The 25,064-nt window shown below is 33.7% G+C and carries 26 protein-coding genes; 12 read left to right on the top strand and 14 right to left on the bottom strand.

Annotation, left to right across the window (positions count from 1 at the left end):
* Positions 1-10 precede the first annotated feature (10 nt).
* The 9 genes from MQX03_RS02075 to MQX03_RS02035 all read right to left on the bottom strand — a co-directional run bounded on the left by MQX03_RS02075 (position 11) and on the right by MQX03_RS02035 (position 7,576).
* The gene (locus MQX03_RS02075) at positions 11-1,369 is read right to left on the bottom strand and encodes a hemolysin family protein (RefSeq protein WP_129536887.1); all 1,359 of its coding nucleotides are present in this window, start codon (positions 1,367-1,369) and stop codon (positions 11-13) included.
* A 98-nt stretch (positions 1,370-1,467) separates the two neighbouring features.
* The gene (gene atpG, locus MQX03_RS02070) at positions 1,468-2,337 is read right to left on the bottom strand and encodes an ATP synthase F1 subunit gamma (protein ID WP_129536886.1); all 870 of its coding nucleotides are present in this window, start codon (positions 2,335-2,337) and stop codon (positions 1,468-1,470) included.
* 84 nt (positions 2,338-2,421) lie between these two features.
* Complete coding sequence (gene atpA / locus MQX03_RS02065; protein WP_129536885.1) at positions 2,422-3,999, bottom strand: F0F1 ATP synthase subunit alpha; 1,578 nt, start codon at positions 3,997-3,999, stop codon at positions 2,422-2,424.
* Between the two features lie 18 nt (positions 4,000-4,017).
* On the bottom strand, positions 4,018-4,557 hold the full coding sequence (atpH, locus tag MQX03_RS02060; protein WP_229985125.1) for an ATP synthase F1 subunit delta: 540 nt from the start codon (positions 4,555-4,557) through the stop codon (positions 4,018-4,020).
* Positions 4,558-4,559: 2 nt separating this feature from the next.
* Entirely contained in the window at positions 4,560-5,057 is a 498-nt protein-coding gene (atpF, locus tag MQX03_RS02055) for a F0F1 ATP synthase subunit B (protein WP_242801073.1), read from the bottom strand.
* Positions 5,058-5,139: 82 nt separating this feature from the next.
* Positions 5,140-5,334: an ATP synthase F0 subunit C gene (gene atpE, locus MQX03_RS02050; RefSeq protein WP_002979108.1), complete on the bottom strand. Its 195-nt coding sequence runs from the start codon at positions 5,332-5,334 to the stop codon at positions 5,140-5,142.
* 43 nt (positions 5,335-5,377) lie between these two features.
* On the bottom strand, positions 5,378-6,469 hold the full coding sequence (atpB, locus tag MQX03_RS02045) for a F0F1 ATP synthase subunit A (protein WP_242801071.1): 1,092 nt from the start codon (positions 6,467-6,469) through the stop codon (positions 5,378-5,380).
* Positions 6,470-6,528: 59 nt separating this feature from the next.
* Positions 6,529-6,900, bottom strand: coding sequence for a hypothetical protein (locus MQX03_RS02040; RefSeq protein ID WP_242801070.1), 372 nt, complete (start codon positions 6,898-6,900; stop codon positions 6,529-6,531).
* 133 nt (positions 6,901-7,033) lie between these two features.
* On the bottom strand, positions 7,034-7,576 hold the full coding sequence (locus MQX03_RS02035) for a hypothetical protein (RefSeq protein WP_242801068.1): 543 nt from the start codon (positions 7,574-7,576) through the stop codon (positions 7,034-7,036).
* Between the two features lie 136 nt (positions 7,577-7,712).
* On the opposite strand from MQX03_RS02035, the gene MQX03_RS02030 reads away from it, so the two are divergent.
* From MQX03_RS02030 to ffh, 3 genes are all read left to right on the top strand, one after another.
* Entirely contained in the window at positions 7,713-9,542 is a 1,830-nt protein-coding gene (locus MQX03_RS02030) for a hypothetical protein (RefSeq protein WP_242801066.1), read from the top strand.
* A gap of 42 nt (positions 9,543-9,584) precedes the next feature.
* Complete coding sequence (locus tag MQX03_RS02025) at positions 9,585-10,418, top strand: hypothetical protein (protein WP_242801064.1); 834 nt, start codon at positions 9,585-9,587, stop codon at positions 10,416-10,418.
* Positions 10,419-10,706: 288 nt separating this feature from the next.
* Complete coding sequence (gene ffh, locus MQX03_RS02020) at positions 10,707-12,068, top strand: signal recognition particle protein (RefSeq protein WP_242801062.1); 1,362 nt, start codon at positions 10,707-10,709, stop codon at positions 12,066-12,068.
* Positions 12,069-12,327: 259 nt separating this feature from the next.
* Here the strand turns inward: ffh and MQX03_RS02015 are convergent, their stop codons facing one another.
* The 4 genes from MQX03_RS02015 to MQX03_RS02000 form a co-directional block, all read right to left on the bottom strand.
* Positions 12,328-12,987 carry an outer membrane beta-barrel protein gene (locus MQX03_RS02015; protein ID WP_242801060.1) on the bottom strand — a complete coding sequence of 220 codons (660 nt, stop codon included), beginning with the start codon at positions 12,985-12,987 and terminating at the stop codon, positions 12,328-12,330.
* A gap of 209 nt (positions 12,988-13,196) precedes the next feature.
* On the bottom strand, positions 13,197-13,700 hold the full coding sequence (locus MQX03_RS02010) for a hypothetical protein (protein ID WP_242801058.1): 504 nt from the start codon (positions 13,698-13,700) through the stop codon (positions 13,197-13,199).
* Positions 13,701-13,823: 123 nt separating this feature from the next.
* The gene (locus tag MQX03_RS02005; protein WP_242801057.1) at positions 13,824-14,351 is read right to left on the bottom strand and encodes a transporter; all 528 of its coding nucleotides are present in this window, start codon (positions 14,349-14,351) and stop codon (positions 13,824-13,826) included.
* Positions 14,352-14,454: 103 nt separating this feature from the next.
* Positions 14,455-15,411, bottom strand: coding sequence for a PhoH family protein (locus MQX03_RS02000; RefSeq protein WP_242801055.1), 957 nt, complete (start codon positions 15,409-15,411; stop codon positions 14,455-14,457).
* A gap of 130 nt (positions 15,412-15,541) precedes the next feature.
* Between MQX03_RS02000 and MQX03_RS01995 the strand changes: the two genes are divergently transcribed.
* From MQX03_RS01995 to MQX03_RS01965, 7 genes are all read left to right on the top strand, one after another.
* Positions 15,542-16,369, top strand: a complete 828-nt coding sequence (locus MQX03_RS01995; protein WP_129536871.1) for an SAM hydrolase/SAM-dependent halogenase family protein — start codon at positions 15,542-15,544, stop codon at positions 16,367-16,369.
* Positions 16,370-16,432: 63 nt separating this feature from the next.
* On the top strand, positions 16,433-17,752 hold the full coding sequence (locus MQX03_RS01990) for a dihydrolipoamide acetyltransferase family protein (protein ID WP_242801053.1): 1,320 nt from the start codon (positions 16,433-16,435) through the stop codon (positions 17,750-17,752).
* A gap of 327 nt (positions 17,753-18,079) precedes the next feature.
* Entirely contained in the window at positions 18,080-19,444 is a 1,365-nt protein-coding gene (locus MQX03_RS01985; RefSeq protein ID WP_242801051.1) for a chloride channel protein, read from the top strand.
* 133 nt (positions 19,445-19,577) lie between these two features.
* Complete coding sequence (gene rpsF / locus MQX03_RS01980; RefSeq protein WP_242801049.1) at positions 19,578-19,919, top strand: 30S ribosomal protein S6; 342 nt, start codon at positions 19,578-19,580, stop codon at positions 19,917-19,919.
* Between the two features lie 33 nt (positions 19,920-19,952).
* Positions 19,953-20,255: a 30S ribosomal protein S18 gene (gene rpsR, locus MQX03_RS01975; protein WP_034757623.1), complete on the top strand. Its 303-nt coding sequence runs from the start codon at positions 19,953-19,955 to the stop codon at positions 20,253-20,255.
* Between the two features lie 132 nt (positions 20,256-20,387).
* Positions 20,388-20,906 (top strand): 50S ribosomal protein L9, encoded by a 519-nt coding sequence (gene rplI, locus MQX03_RS01970; protein ID WP_129536867.1) that lies wholly within the window; start codon positions 20,388-20,390, stop codon positions 20,904-20,906.
* Positions 20,907-21,011: 105 nt separating this feature from the next.
* The gene (locus tag MQX03_RS01965) at positions 21,012-22,373 is read left to right on the top strand and encodes an aldehyde dehydrogenase (RefSeq protein WP_242801047.1); all 1,362 of its coding nucleotides are present in this window, start codon (positions 21,012-21,014) and stop codon (positions 22,371-22,373) included.
* Between the two features lie 33 nt (positions 22,374-22,406).
* Here MQX03_RS01965 and MQX03_RS01960 read toward each other — a convergent pair whose 3' ends face one another.
* Positions 22,407-23,000, bottom strand: coding sequence for a thioredoxin family protein (locus MQX03_RS01960; RefSeq protein WP_242801045.1), 594 nt, complete (start codon positions 22,998-23,000; stop codon positions 22,407-22,409).
* A 163-nt stretch (positions 23,001-23,163) separates the two neighbouring features.
* On the opposite strand from MQX03_RS01960, the gene MQX03_RS01955 reads away from it, so the two are divergent.
* Both MQX03_RS01955 and MQX03_RS01950 read left to right on the top strand, forming a co-directional pair.
* Positions 23,164-24,054, top strand: a complete 891-nt coding sequence (locus MQX03_RS01955) for a lysophospholipid acyltransferase family protein (RefSeq protein ID WP_242801043.1) — start codon at positions 23,164-23,166, stop codon at positions 24,052-24,054.
* On the top strand, positions 24,054-25,037 hold the full coding sequence (locus MQX03_RS01950) for a glycosyltransferase family 2 protein (protein WP_242801041.1): 984 nt from the start codon (positions 24,054-24,056) through the stop codon (positions 25,035-25,037). The genes MQX03_RS01955 and MQX03_RS01950 overlap by 1 nt, the downstream gene beginning before the upstream one ends.
* Positions 25,038-25,064 lie beyond the last annotated feature (27 nt).

Below are 25,064 nucleotides of genomic sequence, written 5' to 3'. Positions count from 1 at the left end.
TCTAAAAATTTTAATCTTCTCCTAATTTGTCTAAAATATCATCAACGATATTAGTTCCATTATAAATCAATTCTACCATTTCAACACTCTTATTATTCATTTTTAAGATTTTGAAATGATAATTTTCCAAGTCAAATTCCTGATTTTCTTCAGGGATGTCTTCTAAGGCGTGCAGAATAAATCCGGCCAAAGTATTGTACTCACTTTCTTCAGAAACGGTCAGTTTTTTAGGTAAAGATTCGTTGATTTCGTCCAAAGGCTGTGTCGCTTTTACCCAAAATGTATTTGGTCCCACTTTATCAACCAATTTCTCTTCATCATCTTCTTCATCCTGAATTTCACCTACCAATTCTTCTAAAATATCTTCCAATGTAATAATTCCTTCAGTTCCACCAAATTCATCAATTACTACTGCTAAATGTTGTTTCTTTTGTTGGAAAACTTTTAAAAGATCGGAAATCTTTTTACTACCTACCACGAAGAACGCTTCTCTCATTAGCTTTTCTAAATCGGAGTGATCTATTTCGCCTTTTCTTTTTATATATTCCCGAATGATTTCTTTGGCATAAAATATTCCGATAATATTATCAATAGAATCTTTGTAAACAGGTAGTCGAGAATATCCGCCATCCATTATTTTAGAAATAATATCTTCCACAGGCTCTGCAATGTCTATAGATGAAATATTTTGACGCGGAACCATAATCTGTTTTGCAGAGTGATCTGTAAAATCAAAAGCATTTTTAATGATTTCGTAGTTTTCTTCTTCAATTTCTCCACTGTCAGCGGATTGCTTTACCAAAAGCTGAAGTTCTTCTGTCGAGTGAATTTCGTGTTCTGAGGCAGGATGCACTTTCATTAAACGTAAAAAAAAGTTCGACATCTTATTCATCGTCCAAATGAATGGTTTAAAAACTGTGTAGAAAACACGCAATGGCATAGCAATGAACATTGTAGTTGCTTCCGATTTTCTAATCGCTAATGATTTAGGTATCAACTCTCCAAAGACAATATGCATTACAGTAATTAAAAGAAAACTGGAAACCAATGCAATAGTTGTTATTGTAGCATCTGCAATCTGAAAATTAAAATAGTGAAAAAGGTTTTCGAAAATATGATGAAGAGCACTTTCACCTACAAAACCTAAGGCAAGTGAAGCTAATGTTATCCCTAACTGAGTTGCAGAGAGATACTCGTCTAAATGTTTAATGATGTGTTCAGCTTGTTTTGCCATCGAGTTTCCTTCGGCAGCTTTCAACTGAATTTGGGAATAACGAACTTTAACGATAGAGAATTCTGCGGCTACAAAAAAACCATTGAGCAATACTAAGAGTAGTGCTAATAAAAGCTTGACGACGTCTGAGTCCATTTAAAAAAATATAATTTTATTGTGCAAAGATATACAAAATAAAACTAACAAAAAAAGCATCGAAGATATCGATGCTTTAATATTTTATGAATATATTCTTACGAATTTTTCAAAGCTTCTGCTCCAGAAACGATTTCTAAGATTTCGTTTGTAATGGCAGCTTGTCTTGCTTTGTTGTAGAAGATAACCAGATCATTCTTCAACTCCTGTGCGTTGTCTGTTGCTTTGTGCATCGCTGTCATTCTGGCACCGTGCTCTGAAGCTACTGAATCTAACACTGCTTTGAAAACCTGAGTCTTGATAGATTTAGGAATCAAATTATCTAAAATTTCAGCTTTATTTGGTTCGAAAATATAATCTGTTTCTACCTGAGTTTCTTTAGCATCAATTTCTGCCATAGAGATTGGAAGAACTTTTTCTGTAATCACATCCTGAGTAGCTGCATTGACGAACTTATTGTAAATTACATACACTTCGTCAAATTTACCTTCTCTATAGTTACTCATTACCGTTTCGGTAACGTTTGAAACTACATCAAAACTTAACTTATCAAAAACACTGCTTTCGTTAGAAAACACTGTACGGCTTCTTCTTACCGCATCATAAGCTTTTTTACCAATGGTAAGAACTTCAATTTCGTACTGAGAATTATTCTGAAACTGAATATTCAGTTCTTTCACAATATTTGAGTTAAATGCACCAGCCAAACCTCTGTTTGAAGTAACAGCGATGAAAAGTACTTTTTTAACCTCTCTTTTTTGAGCATAAATAGAAACCTGATCAGGATCTGAGCTAGAATTTACATTCTGGATAATCTCCTGCAATTTTTCAGAATACGGTCTCAACATTACGATGGCATCTTGTGCTTTTTTTAGTTTCGCTGCCGAAACCATTTTCATAGCACGTGTGATTTGCATCGTAGATGAAATTGAACTGATTCTTCCTCGTATTTCTTTTAAGTTTGCCATATTGGGTTAGTTGTTGGTTGTCGGTTGTTGGTTGCTAGTTTTAGAAAATTCTGTCAACTATCAACCAACAATCATCAACTAATTTTAGTTATATTTTGAAGCTAAATCATTAGCAGCCTGCTTAAGAACACCTGTAATATCGTTATCGATTTTCCCAGCTTTGATAGCAGCCATAGTCTCTGGGTGCTTAGATCTTAGGAAAGCAATATATTCTTCCTGGAATTCTTTTACTTTTTTCACAGGAACGTTTCTCATCAAGTTCTCTGTACCAGCATAAATCATTGCTACCTGAGTATCTACAGGAAGTGGTGAATTTACCGGTTGCTTCAACAACTCTACGTTTCTTTCACCTTTAGAGATAACTGCTAAAGTAGAAGCATCAAGATCAGAACCGAATTTAGCAAACGCTTCTAATTCTTTGTACTGAGCCTGGTCTAATTTAAGAGTACCAGAAACTTTTTTCATTGATTTGATCTGAGCATTACCTCCAACTCTAGATACCGAGATACCTACGTTAATTGCAGGACGAACCCCAGAGTTGAACAAGTCAGTTTCCAAGAAAATCTGCCCGTCAGTAATAGAGATTACGTTTGTTGGGATGTATGCAGAAACGTCACCCGCCTGAGTTTCGATAATAGGAAGTGCTGTTAATGAACCACCACCTTTTACGATTGGTCTTAAAGACTCAGGTAAATCATTCATTTGGCTTGCAATAGTATCATCAGCGATCACTTTTGCAGCTCTTTCCAATAATCTTGAGTGAAGATAGAAAACGTCTCCTGGGTAAGCTTCACGGCCCGGTGGTCTTCTCAATAGTAGAGAAAGCTCACGGTAAGCAACCGCTTGTTTAGATAAATCATCATAAATGATCAAAGCAGGTCTACCAGTGTCTCTGAAGAACTCACCGATAGAAGCACCAGCCATTGCAGAATAAACCTGCATTGGAACCGGATCTGAAGCATTAGCAGCAACAATTACTGTATAAGCTAAAGCACCTTTATCTGATAAAGTTTTTACAATCTGAGCTACTGTAGAAGCTTTTTGCCCGATCGCAACATATATACAATATACAGGATTTCCTGCATCAAAAAATTCTCTTTGGTTGATGATTGTATCAATCGCAACAGTAGTTTTACCTGTCTGTCTGTCACCAATGATCAACTCTCTCTGACCTCTTCCTACAGGAATCATTGAATCAATTGCAACGATACCAGTCTGTAAAGGTTCAGTTACCGGCTGTCTGTAGATAACCCCTGGAGCTTTTCTTTCCAATGGCATTTCGTACAATTCACCTTCGATAGGTCCTTTACCATCGATTGGATTTCCTAGAGTATCAACTACTCTACCTAACATCCCTTCTCCTACTTTGATAGAAGAGATTCTGTTTGTTCTTCTTACTGTATCTCCTTCTCTTACCAATTTACTTTCACCTAAAAGAGCCACACCTACGTTGTCTTCTTCTAAGTTTAGTACGATACCTTCTACATCGCTAGCAAATTTCACCAACTCACCGTACTGTACATTTTCTAACCCGTATACACGAGCAATACCATCACCGATGGTCAAAACTGTACCTACTTCCTCAACATTTGATTGAGTGTCGAAGTTGGCCAACTGTTGTTTTAAGATCGCAGATACTTCTGCCGGATTTATTTCTGCCATTATATGGTTGTTTTTTTCTTAATTTAAATGAAAATCTTTTTTGATATTATTAAGCTTAGATTTTACAGATGCATCGATCTGCTGATCACCTACTCTTAAAATATATCCTCCTAAAATATCAGGATTGATGGTAAGATTTAAGTCAAAGTTTGAACCTGCTTTTACTAAATCTGTAGATTTTAAAATCTGGTCAACGTTTTCTTTAGAAAGCTGAGTCGCAGTGGTAAGTGTAATTCTCTGTACCCCGTTGATATCTTCAACTTTATTGATGAATTCCTGAGCAATATTTTTCAAATGATTTTCACGACGATGTCTGATCACTAAAGTAATCAAATTCTGAGAAACCGGTGAAAAACCTTTAAAAATCTCTTTAGCAACGTCCTCTTTCTTTTTTGCATCGATGTAAGGCGTCTTGAAAAATTTGTTCAAATCCTCAGATTCAGACATCAGTTTCTTAACATCTTTCATTTCAGCAAATACAGCATTAGTCTGTCCAGATTCGTTTGTGAAATCCAGCAAACCTTGTGCGTATCTTTTAGCTACTTTAGATGTAAGCATTCTTAGTTAAGATTAGATTTGTTTAAATAATTTTGAACCAACTCGTCCTGAGCTTCGCTTTTCTCTAAATTTTTCTGCAAGATAGATTCTGCAATATTTACAGACAAAGCACCAATCTGAGTTCTGATTTCTGACATTGCAGCATTTTTCTCAGTTTGAATGGTTTGCTTAGCAGCCTCAATCAATTTATCTCCTTCAGCTTTAGCAACATCTTTAGCTTCACCTACAATTCTGTCTTTAATTTCTCTAGCTTCTTTAAGGATAGAATCTCTTTCAATTTTAGCTTCACGAATAATTCTTTCGTTATCAGATTTAAGATCTTCCATTTCTTTTTTAGCCAATTTAGCCTGATTCAAAGCATCAACGATAGAAGTTTCTCTGTCATTAATAGATGTAAGAATTGGCTTCCAAGCAAATTTACCTAGCAAAAACAAAAGCGCCAGAAAAATAACCGTTTGGATAATAAATAATCCTGATGAAAACTGATGAATTAATTCCATTATATAATGTATAAATAATTATTACTATTTCTTAAAAAAACCATGTCCCGCAACCAACCGTTACGGGAATGGCCTAATTTGATTAGTTTACTGCAAATAGAGCAGCAAACGCAACACCTTCTACAAGTGCAGCAGCGATAAGCATAGCTGTTTGAATTTTTCCAGACTGCTCTGGTTGTCTAGCGATAGCCTCAAGAGCAGCAGCTCCGATTTTACCAAGACCAATACCAACACCTAGTACAACGATACCAGCACCTACAATTTTAGGAATTTCCATAATATATAATTTTAAAAAATTGTTTTAAACTAAATTCTATTTCTTAATGAGCGTGTTCATGATCATGATCCTGAACAGCCATACCGATAAACAGTGCTGACAACATCGTGAAAATATATGCCTGTAAGAATGCTACCAATACTTCCAATAAGTAAATTACTAATGTAAGGAAAGGGAAAGCAACTCCGGCGATAACATTTTCGAATACGTAAATTAAACCAATCAAACTCATTACAACGATGTGTCCTGCAGTCATGTTTGCAAAAAGACGAATCATCAATGCAAATGGTTTAGTGATCGTTCCTAATAATTCAATTGGCAACATAATCAATTTCATTGGTACAGGAACTCCCGGCATCCAGAAGATGTGTTTCCAGTAATCTTTGTTTGCAGAAAATGTTGTAATTAAATAAGTAAGGATTGCTAAGAAGAATGTCATGGTAATATTACCTGTAACATTAATTCCGAAAGGCATTAATCCTAAAACGTTTAAGAATAATATAAAGAAGAATACCGTTAAAAGATATCCCATAAATCTTTTGTACTTGTGACCAATATTTGGAATAGCAACTTCGTCTCTTACGAAAATCACCAATGGCTCTAAGAATCTTGCAGCACCAGTAGGTATTTCTGATTTCTTATAAGATTTTGCCATTTCACCAAATAACACTAACATAAAGATAGATACTAAAAGAATCATCAATACACTTTTAGTAATAGATAAATCAATTGGCTTTTCGTTTGTTGGGTGACCATCTTCACCGATTGTTAAAGTTCCTGCTGCATCCGTTTTGAAAATTTTCTCGTGGTGAAGCTTATAATAAGAACCGTTGCTTTCTATAACATCACCGTGCATGAAACCTTCTTTGTTACTCATGAAAGAGTGGATTCCGTTATCATAAAAAATAACAGGAAGAGGAAAACCAATGTGGTGACCTTCTTTGTCAACCATCAATGTAAAATCGTGAGCATCTAATAAGTGATGATCGATGAACTCTTTGTTTTCTTTACTTACTTTGTCTTTTTCTGAAAGCTCTTGACCCGGAGTCTCTACAGCAGTAGCCTCACCATGCTGAGCAGACACTAGACTTAACATAAAAATACTGTAGAATAAAACTGCAAATTTCTTTAACATTGATAGGTTTTTTTCGTTGTGCAAAAATAGATTTTTTTTTCTAGTTTCAATAAATATTTTTACTGTTTTTTGTCATGATTAATCAACCGAATTGCATAATACGTAAGCAGAGTCGTTAATACAAAATAAGGCACCACAAAATGGAATTTATAGTTCGGAATTGTTTCAAAATGAAGCTTATTCTTTATAAGATACATTAAACCGAATTTTAAAAGGATTAAACCAATAACCGCCAAGCCCAAAAATTCGGGCACTACTCTATTAATTAAAATAATCATCGTAATCATCATCATGAACATTACGCTCAGGAAAAGATAAAATTTGATGATAATAATTTCATCAAGATGAAAAACAAATTTCCACAGAGAAAAATGAATCAAAAATGTTAAAAAGAAAATTATAACAACAAGAATGTTTGGATTAGATTTCATGTGCGGATTTTATTTTCGTTTTTAATATCTAAAAAACGAAGTCTATTTTTTGTTTTTTGCAAAAATAATCTTTTTCGGAAATATTAACCTACAATATCCACTTTTGATGTCTTTAAGTCTAAAAAATATAATGTTATTTTTTTTTTTTATTTAAAGTATCTATTACGATTTGCTTTTTCCCTGAAGTTTCAATTTCTAAAATTAGCATTTCGGGACTTTCTGAAATTAACTTTGCATCAAAGTATGCAACTAAACCGGTTTTCATATCGGGTGTAAAGAAAATTCCTGATGATTTTTCTGCAATGACTTTTTTGTAGCAGCAATTTTGTTTTAGTATTTTATATTGATGCGAACTTGCCCTCAAAAGATAACTGCTATTTTTAATTGATTTTTCATGACGGATTGAATCTGAAAAAATAACATAAGTAAGAAGCAAAAAAATTCCTATTGCGAGAAATAGAATTAGAAAAAAGCTCTTCCATTTTTTTAAAATTGCTAACAACAGAAGTTCTATTAATATTCCACACAACCAAACAAAATTATAAACCAATGTAATTTCAACGATTTTAAAATTTCGAAGTAAAGCGTCAGCAATGCTGAAAACAATCATTAGCAAAGAGAAAATGAAGAAAAATTTAATAGTTATCTGAAAACTTTTATTGTTGATCAAACTCATTTTATATTTTGAATAAATATATTAAATATAACATTTCTAAAAAATTGACAATTAAATATATCACTAAGTATTGTAAATTTAATCAACATCTAAACGTTTTTAAATATATTTGATAGAAAAATCACAGCATAAAAATATGATGAAATTACTCCTACAATTATATTTAATTATTCTAAGCACATCGATGTGCTCGCAACAGAATATTTCGAGCAAATTAATCAACGAAAATCTTGACATTAATGGATTCGCTGAGTCGTCAGAAGACCGGGTTCTTTTCAGAGGAAAAGTTTATTCCATAAAAAATTATACGTCTGATGAGAGTGGCAAAAAAGGAGAAAATGACAAAATATTTGAGGGAAAAAGTTTGCATTTAAAAGATCATACGATTTACAGAAAAGATGGCAGAAGAAGTTTTCGTAGAGAAATTTCGGGAAATTATTCTTCTACAGCAAAATATTATTATAATGAATCTTCGGGGAATTTAATTTTAAAAGAAAATCAATACACCAGAGAATACGGAACATCACAATATTCGAGATGGTATTTTTATAATGATGAACAGATTATTTCTGAAGAAGTTGAAATTGAAACAAATAAGACCAAAACAATTTTAAATAATTATACAACATACAAAACGGAAGATTCTGCAACACAGAAAAAAATCATCATTTCGGAAATTGGCTCCGACAGCATCTCAAGTCCTGACAACATCTATATTTTCAATCAAAAAAATTTAATAAAAATTAATCCGCTTTATCAATCTAAAATTCAAAAATTATCTTTATTGAATGGAATTTATAAACTTTATGAAGTAGACGGTTATGTAGTTGAAGGCAGAAAAGTATATTATAAATATGATAAAAAAGATCACCTCATTTCAGAAATCTGGTATGATAAAGACGGTTTAGAAAATAAAACCGAATTCAGCTATAACAACGATTACACAGAAAGTATAGAATCTGATTACCAACTTCGTGGAACCGAAATAGCATCAAAAAAACATACTAAATATGATCAGTACGGAAATAAAACTTTTGAGCAAACAAAATATTACGACGGATCTGTCGGAAGCATCGAAGAATACGAGTACAAATATGACAAAGAAGGAAATTGGGTTGCCAAAAAAAGATTTTACAGCGAAGCAGATAAAGGGCTTATAGGAAAGAAAAAACTGACCACAATTGAAATTCGTGAAATTGAATATTACACAGAAAATACTAAGCAACAGAATCATGAACTTCCGAAAATGCCTGATATCATCAACCAAATAAGAACAAATATTACAAAAATTGCTAAAAAGAAAAACTCTTATTTAGATGAAAAAAAACGTGCTATTGATAACGAATCTTATGACGCAGAAATCACGTTAAAAGTATCTGCCGATATTAAAAATTTTACTCCAAAATATTGGGAATTAAAGAAAATCGCCTATGGAAATTTAGATGAAGATGAAAACGATGAAGCTGCAGCAGTATACGAAATACCAAACATCGATCACGGAGATGCAGAACAGGTACTCGCCATATATAAAAAAGAAAATGGAAAATGGAAAATTCTGCACCAGACTTCAGCTCCATTATTATCTTCACAAAGTGGTGGAGTGATGGGAAATCCTTTCAACGGAATTTCTATTTCTAAAAAAAGCATTGTCATCAAGCATTTCGGGGGAAGCAGAGACAAATGGGAATACACACATCGCTACCGTTATCAGAATGGTGATTGGTATCTTATTGGTGCCTCATCAAGCTTTGGTACGCCATGTGATTATTGGGTCAGTTTCGACTACAATATTAGCACAGGTGATGCTACTTATAAAAAAACAGTTGAAAACTGTAAGAATGGTGAGAATAAAGTCGTTCAGTCTCAAAAAGAAAATAAAAAAATAACTCAGCCAAAAATGAATGATTTTACTCCCGGTGATCATACTTTCAAATTTCCGAATGTAAAAAATGAAATTTATTATTAATTTTAAATCAATATTCAATCACTTAAATCTCACATAAAAACGATGAAACTCCTCCACTTCCCCATATTTCTTTTGTGCTTTTTATTACTAGCTTGCAGTAACGACAAAACCCAGAAAAAATCTACAATTGTAAAGAATAATTCTCAAGAAAAACAAGGAATCCCGTTTACATCTGATGCAAAGACCATTCATATTTTTGTGGCATTGTGCGACAACAAATATCAAGGCATAGTTCCTGTACCCGAAAAAATAGGAAACGGACAAGATCCTGACAATAATTTGTATTGGGGATGTGCTTTCGGAGTACGTTCTTATTTTAAAAAAAGTGAAGAATGGAAATTTATAGAAAGCAGAAAATTAAAATCTGAAAAATTAGAAAGAATTATTTTTAAACACATTACCAAAAATTATTATTTAGTTGCAGATGCTTACGACGGAAAATTCATCAAAGAATCCACTCTTGATTTTCTAAACAGCAGCAGTGGGAAAAATAAAGACACTTTAAATGTAGGTAAAACTACCATCGGAATCGGCGGAAATTCAAAATTATTAGCTTACGTTGGTCATGATGGTTTGATGGATTTTCAATTAAATGAAAGCTTCGAAAATACCGATAAACAAAAGCGTGATGTAATTATTCTGGCATGTTACAGCAAAAAGTATTTTTCACCCCATTTAGCAAAAGCCAACGCAAACCCCTTAGTTTGGACAACCGGGTTAATGAGTCCTGAAGCGTACACTTTGCACGATGCGATTTCAGGTTATGTATTAAACGAATCTAATGAACAAATCCTAACGAGAGCCGCAAAAGCGTATTCAAAATATCAAAAATGCAGTGAAAAAGCAGCGAGAAATTTGCTTGTGACGGGTGGGTAAATTTAACATCTGAATCTACAAACATTTCGCTCCTACAGAGCTTAGCATTTCTAGGTTTACTTAGTGCTACAAACGTTTCACTCCTACGGAGTTCTTATTCAAAACACAATTACCTTAAAGATAGAGTACATATAATTTTTGTATAATTCACAGTTTATTTAATGGTATAAATTTTTAAAACGTTAACCAATTAAAATTCAAGAAAATATTGCAAACCAAAAACATTCAATAGCCCTTTTATAGCTGACTGAAATTCCTTATTTTTGCAATCTATAATTTACAATCAATATGTTCAATAGTTTACAGGATAAATTAGACAAAGCACTTCACAATCTTTCCGGACGTGGAAAAATTACCGAAATCAACGTTGCGGAAACCGTAAAAGAGATTCGTAGAGCATTGGTAGATGCCGATGTTAACTATAAAGTTGCGAAAGATTTAACCAAAAGAGTTCAGGATAAAGCTTTAGGAGAAAACGTTCTTACTTCGCTTACTCCCGGACAATTGATGACAAAAATTGTTCATGATGAATTAGTAGGTTTGATGGGTGGATCTCACGAAGGAATTAATCTTTCTGGTAAACCTTCTGTAATCCTTATCGCAGGTCTTCAGGGTTCTGGTAAAACTACTTTTTCAGGGAAGCTTGCTAATTATTTAAAAACAAAAAGATCTAAAAAACCTTTATTGGTTGCCTGTGACGTTTACCGTCCTGCTGCAATCGATCAGTTGAAAGTTCTTGGTGGACAAATCGGAGTTCCGGTTTATACAGAAGAAGGTGCTACAAACCCTTCTACTATTGCTGAAAATGCAATTAGTTTTGCTAAATCAAACGGTCACGATGTAGTAATCGTCGATACAGCAGGTCGTTTGGCGATTGATGAGCAGATGATGAATGAGATTAAATCAGTTCATTATTTCATTAAACCAAACGAAACTCTATTCGTGGTTGACTCAATGACAGGTCAGGATGCTGTGAACACGGCGAAAGCATTTAACGATGCTTTGAATTTTGACGGAGTTGTTTTAACCAAATTAGACGGTGATACTCGTGGTGGAGCTGCTCTTACGATTCGTTCAGTAGTTGAAAAACCAATCAAATTTATCTCTACCGGAGAGAAAATGGAAGCTTTAGATCTTTTCTACCCAGAAAGGATGGCAGACAGAATCTTGGGAATGGGAGACGTTGTTTCCTTAGTAGAGAGAGCTCAGGAACAGTTTGACGAAGAGGAAGCAAAAAAACTTCACAAGAAAATTGCTAAAAATGAATTTGGTTTTGATGATTTCTTAAAGCAAATCAATCAGATCAAGAAAATGGGTAACATGAAAGACTTGATGGGAATGATTCCGGGAGTTGGAAAAGCCATTAAAGATGTTGAAATCAGTGATGATGCATTTAAACATATTGAAGCGATCATTCATTCTATGACTCCTGACGAAAGAAGAAGACCTTCTATCATCAATACTCAGAGAAAAAACAGAATTGCTAAAGGTGCAGGTAGAAAAATTGAAGATGTAAACGCGTTGATGAAACAGTTTGACCAAATGGGAAAAATGATGAAGATGATGCAGGGGCCGCAAGGAAAACAAATGATGCAGATGATGAGCAAAATGCCAAACATGCCAGGAATGGGCGGAATGTTCGGAAAATAATTAAAGAATTTTCAAAATATACAACTCTCAGAATTTTTTCTGGGAGTTTTTTTGTTTGAGATTTATAATCTGTCTCAATTTTATTTAAATAGCTGATTATCAGAAAATGTTTCTAAGGGTCACGTGACATCTCTAATATAAAAAGTTATCAGACTGAGCTTATCGAAGTCGTTTCATATTTTTTAAGCAGCTGATAATTTAAATACAAAAAAATCCTGAGAAAAATCTCAGGATTTATATCAATTAAATGATTTACTAATTACTTAGCGAATACATATTTAACACCGATACCTACATTAGCTAGGTTTAAACCGAAGCTATAGTTGTTTGTAGCATCACCGTCTTTTGGTTTGAAGTTATTGTAACCGAATTCACCGATTGTAGCTTCAATAGTCCAGTTTTTGTTTAAGAAATAATCTAAACCTGGTTTTACAGTAACTCCTACAGAAGTATATTTTGCTTCAGAAGAAACAGAAGAAGTAGTTGTAGTAGTTCCAGTTGTAGTTACAGAAGAGTTTTCAACTTCAGTTTTTCCGAACTGCATTGGTACAGCTAACTGACCGAAGAAATACAATTTATCAGATAAAGTCCAGTATTTTCTTGCGAAAGGAGCTATAACAAAAGCTGGTTGTTTAACTTCTCTAGTGTTCACTGTTGTAGCAGCAGGACCAGCAACAAGTGTTGTAATATTAGTATCTTTCTGAGTTTGGAAACCAACTCCTAAACCTACTGCAAAGTTTGGTGCAACGAAAAATCCAGCTGTAGGAAGTACGTTAAAGTTTTCTTTTTTAGTATCTCCGTTGTTAGATTCTACCTGAGAATAACCAACAGTACCAGATAAATATACAGTTCCTTTAGCGATTTGAGCGTTTGATAATCCGAAAAGTGCAACAGCACTTGCAATTAATAATTTTTTCATTTTGAATAATTTTATACTTTCTTGGTGCAAATGTATAATGACAAAATTGAATATTAAAATTTGTTAACATGATAAAAATCACCCATGGATATTGACTTTTTCGAATTAAACTCGCATCAGCGAGATTTAAATAATTTTAATTCAATAATATCAAATAAAAAACTCCAATTTTTCAATTGGAGCTCAATATGACCTATATTTTAGATATTTTACTTTAAAAAGAAGTTAACGCCTAAATTGATGGCACCAAAATTAGAATCTATTCTTCTGTCTCTGTCAAAGTCTCTTCTTTCACTGCCAATGTTCTGATATCCTAAATACAATTCTGCTTTTGGTAGTTGAAAACCTACTTTTGGATATACATATAAACCACTGTCTACTCCATCTTTAGTAGAAATCGCTCCTCCTAGATCAAGCCCTACAAAAAGTGGCAAACCATTAAATCTATATTTACCTGAAGCTGCCAAAGGGACAAACCCGAAATCATCCCATCTGTCTTTACCAAAAAAATGAGAATATCCGGAAGCAACACCTACATCTAAACCTTTCATAACATTCCACATATATGCAGCGTCTACACCTAAAGTAAATGAAGCATAATCTGCAGCATCACCCACGGGAGCACCAATATGACCTCCTAACTTGAAACCTGATTGAGCATTTGCTAAACTTCCAAACAATGCAAATGCACCCAGTAATAGTATTTTTTTCATTTTAATTTATTTAAAAGCTTTATTATTTGTCCTGTTTAAAGCAAATGCAATGCCGCTTGTGGTATGTTAATAAAAAAATGCAAGACAAATTTGCCTTGCACATATATTTTAAATTATTTAAAATTAGAATTTTATTGCATATCCGATATTAACAGAGCTTAATTCTGCTCCATCTTTACTAATAGCTTTATAACCCGCATAGATCATATGTTTTTCAGCAAATGTGTAACCTACTTTTGGTTGATAGTAAAAACCACCACCATCAGCATCACCAGTAAGAAATGCATAACCTATATCTGCACCTACATTAAAGCCTCCATCAAAAGTATACGTAGCAGTTGCAGCAACTGGGATTGATCCAACATTAAATTTATACGATTGACCAGGAATTGAAACCCCCATAAAACTTACACCTGGAATGTTAACTTCCTTTCCAAAATAGTGAGAATAACCTGTAGTAGCACCAACTTCAAAGTTATCAGAAATACCAAAAGTATAAGCAACATCTACTCCCGCATTGAATGAATAAGAATCACCTGCATCACCAATAGGTAAACCTGCATGAGCACCTACTTTAAAATGATTTTCTTGAGCATTGATAACTGTAGTTCCTAATAATGAAACCGCAGCAATAAGTAATAATTTTTTCATAGTTGAAATTTTTTAAAATTTTAAGACTCAAATATATCACTTTTTAAAGAAGTGCAAAATATTTTTTTAAAAACATGAAAACTTATCTGTACTTAAAAAAAACTTATTCTCTTACTTTCTTATCTTCTTCATTATATGCCAAAATAATCTTTTTCACGACTGGATGACGTACCACATCTTCTTCCGTTAAATACACAAAACCAATCTCTTTCACATCCTTCAAAATTCGCATTGCTTCTTTTAAACCTGAATGTTGTTTCGGTGGCAAATCGATCTGCGTGGGATCTCCAGTGATGATAAATTTAGCATTCATACCCATTCTAGTCAAGAACATTTTCATTTGGGCATGGGTTGTATTTTGAGCTTCATCCAGAATTACAAAAGCGTCATCAAGCGTTCTTCCTCTCATAAAAGCCAACGGAGCAACTTCAATGATTTTCTTCTCCATAAAACCTTCAAGCTTTTCATGAGGAATCATGTCTCGAAGTGCATCATATAAAGGCTGTAAATAAGGATCAAGTTTTTCTTTCAAATCTCCCGGTAAAAACCCAAGACTCTCTCCTGCTTCCACTGCGGGTCTCGTCAGGACGATTCTTTTAACTTCTTTGTCTCTCAAAGCTCTTGCGGCCAAAGCAACACTCGTATACGTTTTACCCGTTCCTGCAGGACCAATAGCGAAAACCATGTCTTTTTTCTCAGTTTCTTTCACGAGTTTTTTAAGATTGGTCGTTTTTGCTTTGATAATTTTACCATTAACTCCTTTCACGATAATATCCTGATCAAACACAAAATGCTTTTCAGTCTCGTCTTTCAGATTAAGAAAGTTTTCTACATCTTTAAGTCCTATTGAATTGTTTTTTGATATAAACGACACAATGTCGTCAAGTTTAAGTTTAAATATATCAAGAGCTTCCTGATTACCCATCGCAAAAATATGATGGTCTCTGCCAGTAATTTTAAGGGTTGGAAAGCTGGATTTTATTAAATTGAAATATTGGTTATTAACTCCGTAAAAGTTTTTTGCATCAATACCTTCTAGATCGTACGTTAATTCAAACATGCAAATATTTTTATTGTTTTAGATTTTTAAATTTAAAAGTTTTTTTTCAGATTTAAATCAAATTCTTATCCACATTATTTATTTCTTTCCTTTTATTTTAGATAAATTTGCACTTCTATCAGATTTATTCATGTCAATTATTACCCTCACCTCAGATTTCGGACGTTTAGATTACAGAGTTTCGGCTATGAAAGGCAAAATCCTGTCTTTGAACCCTGAAGTTAACACTATTGACATCAGTCATGATATTCAGGCATATAACCTTATTCAGACCTCTTATATTGTAAGAAATGCGTACCGTTATTTTCCAAAAGGCACCATTCATATTTTGGCTGTTGATAGTTTTTTTCACAAATCGAGAAAAAATATTTTATACAAAGCTGATGGATCTTATTTTCTTGCAGCAGACAACGGATTGCTAAGTTTGATCTTTTTTGATATTAAACCTGAAGCGATTTACGAAATCACGCTTAACAATAGATTTGATGATGTCGTTAATTTTACATCAACAGATGTTTTCGTTCCTGTTGCAGTTCATTTGGCAAACGGGGGACTTCCTGAAGTAATTGGAAGAAAAATTGAGACGACAAAACAGCTTTTATTTCCAAAACCAGTTTATAATGAGCCCGAAAAGATGATTATTGGGGAAGTAATGTACATTGATAATTTCGGAAACATAATATCAAATATCAGTCAGGAATTCTTTGAAACTTTAGCGAAAGGTTTCGAAAAATTCACTATAAAGTTCAGAAATTTGAGTTTATCGAAAATCTATTCAAGCCATACCGAGGTTGTATCCGACTGGGACAGAGAAACCGAATACCACGGGCAATCTGCAGCAATTTTTAACGACAGCCAACAGCTTGAATTAACCATTTACAAAGGCAGTAAAAAGAACGGTGCTAAAACCCTTTTCGGATTAAACGTTGGAGAAAATATTTACATCGAATTTTTCTAAAATTATCTATTTCATAAAAAAACCGATTTTTTTTATATATTTGTCAAAATCTAAAATTAGAAAATGGCAGAATACAAATTATTGCTTCCTTCTATGGGTGAAGGCGTGATGGAAGCTACGGTGATCACTTGGTTATTCAATGAAGGTGATCAGGTAAAAGAAGATGATTCGGTAGTAGAAATTGCAACAGACAAGGTAGACTCGGATGTACCAACACCGGTTTCGGGGAAAATCATAAAGATCTTAAAACAAAAAGACGAAGTTGCAAAAGTAGGTGAAGCCATTGCTATTTTAGAGATTGAAGGAGAAGGCGGAAGTACAAATACTGAAGAAGTAAAATCTGAAACTTCATCTCCGGATGCAGAAACGATCAAAGCAATTGAAGAGCCTTTAAATCCAACAGCTACTTCTCACGTAGAATTTTCGGGAGACCTTTATTTATCTCCACTAGTAAAATCTATCGCTCAACAAGAAAATATTTCTGAATCTGAACTGAAAACCATCAAAGGAAGCGGTTTGGAAGGAAGAATTACCAAAGAAGATATTTTATCACACGTTTCCAACAGAGGAAACCAGCCTCAGCAGGCTGTTCAGCAACAAGCAACTCCGGTTCAGGCAGCTTCTACTCCACCAGCAGTAACTTCAGCTCCGGCTTCTACAATTTCTGTAGCTGCAGGTGACGAGATTATTCCTATGGACAGAATGAGAAAAATCATCGCTGAAAACATGGTGAAAGCAAAACATATTGCTCCTCACGTAACCTCTTTCATCGAAACAGACGTTACCAACGTTGTAAAATGGAGAGCGAAAAACAAAGATATGTTCGAAAAACGTGAAGGTGAAAAATTGACTTTCATGCCGATTTTTGTGAAAGCGATTGTAAAAGCTATTCAGGATTTCCCGATGATCAACGTTTCTATCAACGGTGATAATATCATTAAAAAGAAAAATATCAACATCGGTATGGCAACCGCTTTACCAGACGGAAATCTTATTGTTCCTGTAATTAAAAATGCGGATCAGTTATCATTGTCAGGTTTAGCAAAAGCAATCAACGATTTGGCTTACAGAGCAAGAAATAAAAAATTAAGACCTGAAGATACTCAAGGTGCAACATACACGATTTCTAACGTAGGAAGCTTCGGAAACTTGATGGGAACTCCTATTATCCCTCAACCTCAGGTTGCAATTATGGCAATCGGAGCTATTGTTAAAAAACCTGCAGTTCTTGAAACTAAAGATGGTGATGTAATCGCAATCCGTCAGTTGATGTTCATGTCTCATTCTTACGATCACAGAGTTGTAGACGGTTCTTTAGGTGGAATGATGCTGAAGCACGTTCACGATTATCTTCAAAACTGGGATTTGAACACTGAAATATAAGTAATGAGTAGTTGGTAATGAGTAATTGCCAATACTTTTAAATATAACCTTCGAATTTTTTTCGGAGGTTTTTTTATGGAATATCCTATTCATTTTTTTAAACACTTAAGTTATTTAAGATTTACAAAAATCAATCATAGTGAGAACATTTAAGGTTAAAAAATCTTTGGTATTCAGTTTTATTTTATTCTTAATAATACTTATGTGTTTTTAGATTTAAATTCAAGGAAATTTTCAAAAACCATATGCATTATGAATTTCAAAATTTATTCATCTGAATTTGTTTTAAAATTTTCATATTCGTAAAAAATAGTTTAGATTTGAGTTATGCGCAAAATTTTGTTATCGATTCGCAAAGGTCTCAAAAAATCTTTCGACAACATCCGAAACGAACAGCTGAAGCACAATCTGCTTCAGGCTATTCCCTTTTGGATTGGTTCGGTGATTACGGGCTTTTTTGCAGTAATGTATGCGAAAATATTTGCTTGGGGTGAAAATTTATTACACTTCATTCTCAACTGGCATGATTGGATGATTTTCTTCATCGCTCCGGTTGGTTTTGTACTTTCATGGTGGCTGGTAAAAGAATTTGCACCTTACGCAAAAGGGAGCGGAATTCCACAAGTGATGGCTGCCGTAGAATTGGCAAATCCGAAGGAACATAAAAAAATCCGAAGTCTTTTAAGCTTAAAAATTATTGTTTTTAAAATAATTTCATCTGTAGTTTTGGTAATTGGTGGCGGCGCAGTCGGTCGTGAAGGACCAACTATTCAGATCGCTGGTTCAATTTTTAGGAAAGTAAATGAATATCTTCCCGAATGGTGGCCGAAAATTTCGAAGAAAAATATGATTATGACTGGCGCCGCAGCCGGATTGGCAGCTGCTTTCAACACACCTCTTGGAGGAATTGTATTTGCAGTGGAGGAACTTTCAAAGACGCATATCAATTACTTTAAAACAGCACTTTTCACGGCAGTTATTATTGCGGGTTTAACGGCTCAGACTTTAGCGGGTTCCTATTTATATTTAGGATACCCTAAAACGAATGATGTTTCATTAATGGTGATGTTTCCAATTATTTTGGTGGGTGGAGTTGCAGGAATTTTGGCAAGTCAGCTTTCGGTAACCATGCTCAAAATGAATGACTGGAAAAAGAGAAAATTGAAAACAGATAAAGCCAATGTTCTATTTCTTATTGGTTCTGCTTTAATAATCGCTTGTATATCCTTTTTTATCAGCCGAGAAGTTTTAGGTTCAGGAAAAGAAATTATGGAGCGTGTCCTTTTCACTCAGGACAAACATGAAGATTGGTATGTTCCTATTTTAAGAATGTTGGGTCCCGCATTATCATTTACTTCTGGTGGTGCAGGTGGAATTTTTGCTCCGGCTTTAACGGCGGGTGCTAGTATAGGATCGGTAATTTCTGGAGCAATTCGTTTAACACCAAATGAAACGAATGTTGTGATTCTCGCAGGGATGGTCGCTTTTTTAACAGGAATTACCAGAGCTCCATTTACTTCAGCGATCATTGTTTTAGAAATGACTGACAGACATTCGTTGATTTTCCACTTGATGTTAGCCGGAATGGTATCTTCTATAGCCTCTATTTTAGTGAGCAGACATTCTTTGTATGATGTATTAAAAGTAAACTTTCTTACTGAAATTAGAAGTAAAGAAAATGAAACGGTTTAGATTTTTTCTATTTAAAATTTTAAATCAACAAAAATCATTAAATAATTTCATCATATAATATCTGATTCATTGTGTATTATAAATATAATTCATATTTTTGCACCTCGAAATAATTAACAAATTCATTTACATTATGAACAATTACGAAACTGTTTTCATTTTAACTCCCGTTCTATCTGATGCTCAGGTGGAGGAAGCAGTGAAAAAATTTGAAGATCTTATCAAAGAAAAAAACTGTGAGATTGTCACTAGAGAAAATTGGGGATTGAAGAAATTAGCTTATCCAATTCAATTAAAAAAGAATGGATTCTACACTTTAATCGAGTTTAAAGGTGAAGGAACTGTAGTTGCTGACTTAGAATTGGCATTCAAACGTGACGAAAGAGTAATTCGTTACCTTACTACAAAACTAGACAAGCACGCTTTAGAGTACGCTGTAACTAGAAGATCTAAACTTAAAGCTTCAAGAGCTTAATATTACTAACCCAAATTTAAAAAAGACAAAGACATGGCAATAGATGATATGGCTAAACAAGCCTCTGCTGGAGGTGAATCTGAAGTAAAATTCCTTACTCCACTTGATATCAATACAAAAACTGATAAAAAGTACTGTAGATTCAAAAAATTCGGAATCAAGCACGTTGATTACAAAGACGCTGATTTCTTATTACAGTTCGTTAACGAACAAGGTAAAATTTTACCAAGAAGATACACTGGTACTTCTTTAAAATACCAAAGAAAAGTTTCTTCGGCTATCAAAAGAGCAAGACACCTTGCAATGATGCCTTACGTAGCTGACTTATTAAAGTAAAAATTGCAATTAGCAATTGGCTACTAGCTTTTAGCTTTTGGCTTTTGTTGCTGAATTAATATTAAATTCTAACGAAGTGAAGAGAAACCCGATGAATAATCGGAACTCGGAACTCTAAAACGGACAACAACAATGGAAATTATCCTTAAAAAAGACGTAGAAAATTTAGGTCTTGAATTCGATACAGTAAATGTAAAACCAGGTTATGCAAGAAACTTCTTGTTACCTCAAGGGATCGCTCTTTTAGCTACACCAAAAAACAAAGCGACTTTAGAAGCTACGTTGGAAGCTAGAAAAGAAGAAGAAGCTAAATTAGTTGCTGCTGCAAACGCTGTAGTAGATCAATTGAAAAAAACTTCTATCACTATTCCTGCAAAAGTAGGTTCTGGTGACAAATTATTCGGATCTATCAACAATGCAGATCTTTCTGCAGCATTGGCTAAAGCTGGTGTACAAGTTGAGAAGAAATACATCAAAATCCCAGGAAACACGATTAAGAGAACTGGTAAAGTAACTGCAGTAGTTAGACTTCACAGAAATGTAGAATACAACTTCGAGTTTGATGTAGTATCTGATGCTCCGGTAGAAGCTCCTAAACCAGCTGCTCCTAAAAAAGTTGCAGTAGAAGAAACTCCTTCTGAAGAAGCTTAAGATTCTAAAGAGATTTTCTCAAATATATTAACCACTTCGCAAGAAGTGGTTTTTTTATGGCTATACTTTGGCATATTTTTTACCGTAATTTACTTTCAATAAAGAATGAATTATCAAGATATACTCCACTCCCAAAGGGAATTTTTCAACACGCAAAAAACGAAGAATTTAAAATTCAGAAAAATGTATCTCGAAAAGCTGAGAGATTTAATTATTCAGAATGAAAATTTTCTTTATGAAGCGATTGATAAAGATTTTGGAAAATCTCAGTTTGAAACATATGTTACGGAGATTTCATTTGTTATAAAAGATATTGATTATTATTTGAAAAATTTAAACTCACTTTCAAAACCAAAGAAAGTCACAACCAATTTAGCCAATCAGATTGCGACCAGCAAAATCCACTCTGAACCTCTTGGTTGTACTTTAATCATCGGAGCTTGGAATTACCCTTATCAACTTTCTTTATCGCCTTTAATAGCCTCAATTGCCGCCGGAAACTGCTGTATTTTAAAACCAAGTGAAATTGCCGAAAATACAATGAAAGCAATGGCGAAAATAATCAACGAAAATTTTCCACCGGAATACATTTATGTTGTTGAGGGCGGAATTGATGAAACTACTGAAATTTTAAAATTAAAATTTGACAAAATATTTTTCACCGGAAGCACAAAGGTGGGCAAAATCGTTTACAAAGCCGCCGCAGAACATTTGACACCCGTAACCTTAGAATTAGGTGGGAAATCGCCTGTAATCGTTACGAAAGAAGCCAATATAGAAGTTGCGGCCAAGAGAATTGTCTGGGGGAAATTTTTAAATGCCGGACAAACCTGCGTTGCTCCGGATTATATTTTAGTGGAAGAATCTGTGAAAGAACAATTCTTAGAATCGTTGAAAAAATTTATTGCGGAATTTAGATACGAGTCAAATTCCGAACAGTACACAAGAATTATCAATAAGAAAAACTTTGAAAGGCTTACCCAATTAATCGACCCACAGAAAGTATATTTTGGAGGAAACTTTAATGAAGAAAATCTTTATATCGAGCCAACGATTTTAGATAATGTCAATTGGGAAGATGATGTGATGCAGGACGAAATTTTCGGACCTATCTTGCCTGTAATTTCATTTACCAATTTCCACCAAGCTTTAAACTCAATTTTAGAATTGGAAAAACCTTTATCAGCCTATATTTTCACCAATAATAATGAAGAGAAAAATCTATTTACTCAAAAACTATCCTTTGGCGGTGGCTGTATCAATGATGTGGTCATGCACTTAGGAAACGACAATCTTCCTTTTGGCGGAGTCGGAAACTCTGGAATGGGAAGCTATCATGGAAAATTTGGTTTTGAAACTTTTTCACATCAAAAAGCAATCCTTGACCGTGCAACTTGGGGAGAACCAGATTTGAAATATCCACCCTACTCTGAAAATAAAATAAAGTGGATTAAGAAACTTTTATAAAATAAAAAACCGAGAAATTTCTCGGTTTTACTTTTATGCTTTTGTCGTCCAGTTTTTGAAAAATTCTTTTACTTTTTCTAAGCTGTAGCCTTTATCTTCTTCCAAAACATCACTTTTCTGCACATGAATCATCTTTCCGTTCTGATCTAGAACGATGAATACAGGATAACCGAATTCGTCACCGGGATTTCCATATTTAGAAAAAACTTTTTCGTTTTTATTCTCTGGTGAATAATTTAGGTGATAATACAAATAGTTGTCATCAACTAACTTCTTCAATTCCGGAGTTGTCTGAACGTATTGGTTAAATCTTAAACACCAGATACACCAGTTTCCTCCCGCCTGAATCATAATGTTCTTATTTTCCCTTTTCGCTTTTGCCACTAAATTTTCGATATCTTTTTCAGCATTGGCTTTAGCGTCATACGGTTTTGGCAACTTAGCTTTTTCAGCTAGTGCTGCTTTCTTTTTAGCTTCTTGTTCGGCAATTTGTTCGGGTGATACAATAAGCGCTTTGTCGTTAGAGTTTTTAACACTTGAGCTTGTTTCTTTTATATCTTGAGCAAATACAGTACTTCCTAATGTAAGAAAACTGAGAATTGCTAAATTTTTTGATATCTTTTTCATACGTAAATTATAATTGTTTTAAAGGTCGTATGCAATCGCCTAATTTTTATTGGGATTTGTGCTTCCAGATCATGGCGATTTCATACTATAAAATTAAAAAAATAATACTTATTTGTAGCAAAAATGAAACCATAATTTTATTATTACTAAATTTGTAGACTTTATGAATTTTCTGATCAAAATACTTTACTTGATTTCTAAAATACCGCTAAGAATATTATATATTTTTTCGGACATTATCTTCTTCCTGAATTACTATTTTGTAGGATACAGAAAAAAAATAATCACGCAGAATCTTAAAAATTCATTTCCCGAAAAATCAAACGAAGAGATTGCAGAAATAAGAAAGAAATTTTACTTAAATTTTTCAGATTATCTTATAGAAACTGTAAAATCTTTTACCATGTCTGAAACAGAAACCAAGGTCAGGATGCAGCACATCAATCAACACTTATTTCAAGAAGCTAAAGATGAAGGTAAAAATGTCATTTTACTGGCAGGTCACGTTTTCAATTGGGAATGGATGAATACTTTGGCTACTGTGGTTCCTCAAACCAACTGTCATCCCGTTTATAGAAAAGTGAACAGCACTTTTTGGGAAGATCAAATGAAAAAAGTGAGAAGTAAATTTGGCAACACAGCCTTAGAAGCCAACGAGGTAATTATGAATATCTTAAGAAACAAAAACAATGGCGATTCCATTTATCTTTTTGTTGCTGATCAGACTCCGCATTCTTCTCATGTGAACTACGGATTAGAATTTCTTAATCAAAGAACACCTGCTTTTATTGGCTATGACAAATTAGCAACCAGAATGGATTTAGTATTTATCTATACAGAAATGAAAAAGGTAAAACGCGGCCATTATCAAATCAATTATTACAGAATGGAGCCGGAAGGAGAAAAATTTGTAACCAATGAAGTGGTAAGAAAATTCCATCAATTATTAGAAAATACCATCAAAAAAAGACCCGACAATTACCTTTGGTCACATAGAAAATGGAAATATCAGGATTCTATTAAAACTTTTGATTCTGAAAAATTTAAATATTAATGTCAGAAAACTTAGCCATTGTTATCCTCAACTGGAACGGGAAAAGCTGGTTAGAAAAATTTCTTCCAAGTGTAATCAACTATTCTCAAAATGCTGAGATTTATGTCATCGATAATTTTTCTGATGATGATTCCGTAGACTTTTTAAAATTCAAATTTCCAACTGTTAAGATTGTTTTAAATGATAAAAATTATGGTTTTGCAGGTGGATATAATGAAGGTTTAAAATCGATTAATGCAGAATTTTACTGTCTTCTGAATTCAGACGTAGAAGTTACCGAAAATTGGATTGAACCGGTTTTAAATTTATTTAAGAAAGACCAAAAAATAGCAGCAATTCAGCCTAAAATTTTATCTTACTCAAATAAAAAATATTTCGAATTTGCAGGAGCCGGAGGCGGATTGATTGATAACTTAGGCTATCCTTATTGCAGAGGGCGAGTTTTTGATGATGTGGAAGAAGACAAAGGCCAATATGATGATGAGACTGAAATTTTTTGGGCTTCGGGATGTTGCTTTTTTATAAGATCCAAAGATTTTTGGGAGCAAAATGGTTTTGATGAAAGATTTTTTGCGCATCAGGAAGAAATTGATTTATGCTGGAGATTAATAAATTCAGGAAGAAAAATATATTACACCGGGCAATCAAAAATATATCACGTTGGAGGTGGAACTTTAAATAAACAAAGTCCGCAAAAGACTTTTCTCAACATCAGAAATAATCTTTCGATGATGTTGAAAAACTTACCTTTTCCAAATTTAATTTGGATATTATTTTCAAGAATGATATTAGATGGAGCTGCAGCTTTCTATTTTGCCTATAAAAATGGTTTCTCTCATCTTTGGGCAGTTTTACGAGGTCATTTTGGTTTCTATGCTCAGATTCCTGGCACTTTAAAACTTCGTCAAAAAAATCAGATCAAAAAGTATTATCAAACTGAATGGTTGATTTTTAAACATTTTTTAGGAAATAAAAAGAGTTAAAATCATTTATCAATAACCATTCATCAA

The organism is Chryseobacterium aahli (genome assembly GCF_022699665.1).
Taxonomy (GTDB): Bacteria; Bacteroidota; Bacteroidia; order Flavobacteriales; family Weeksellaceae; genus Chryseobacterium; species Chryseobacterium aahli.
Note: the sequence above shows the minus strand (reverse complement) of the source record. Positions and strands in the feature narration are given on the sequence as shown.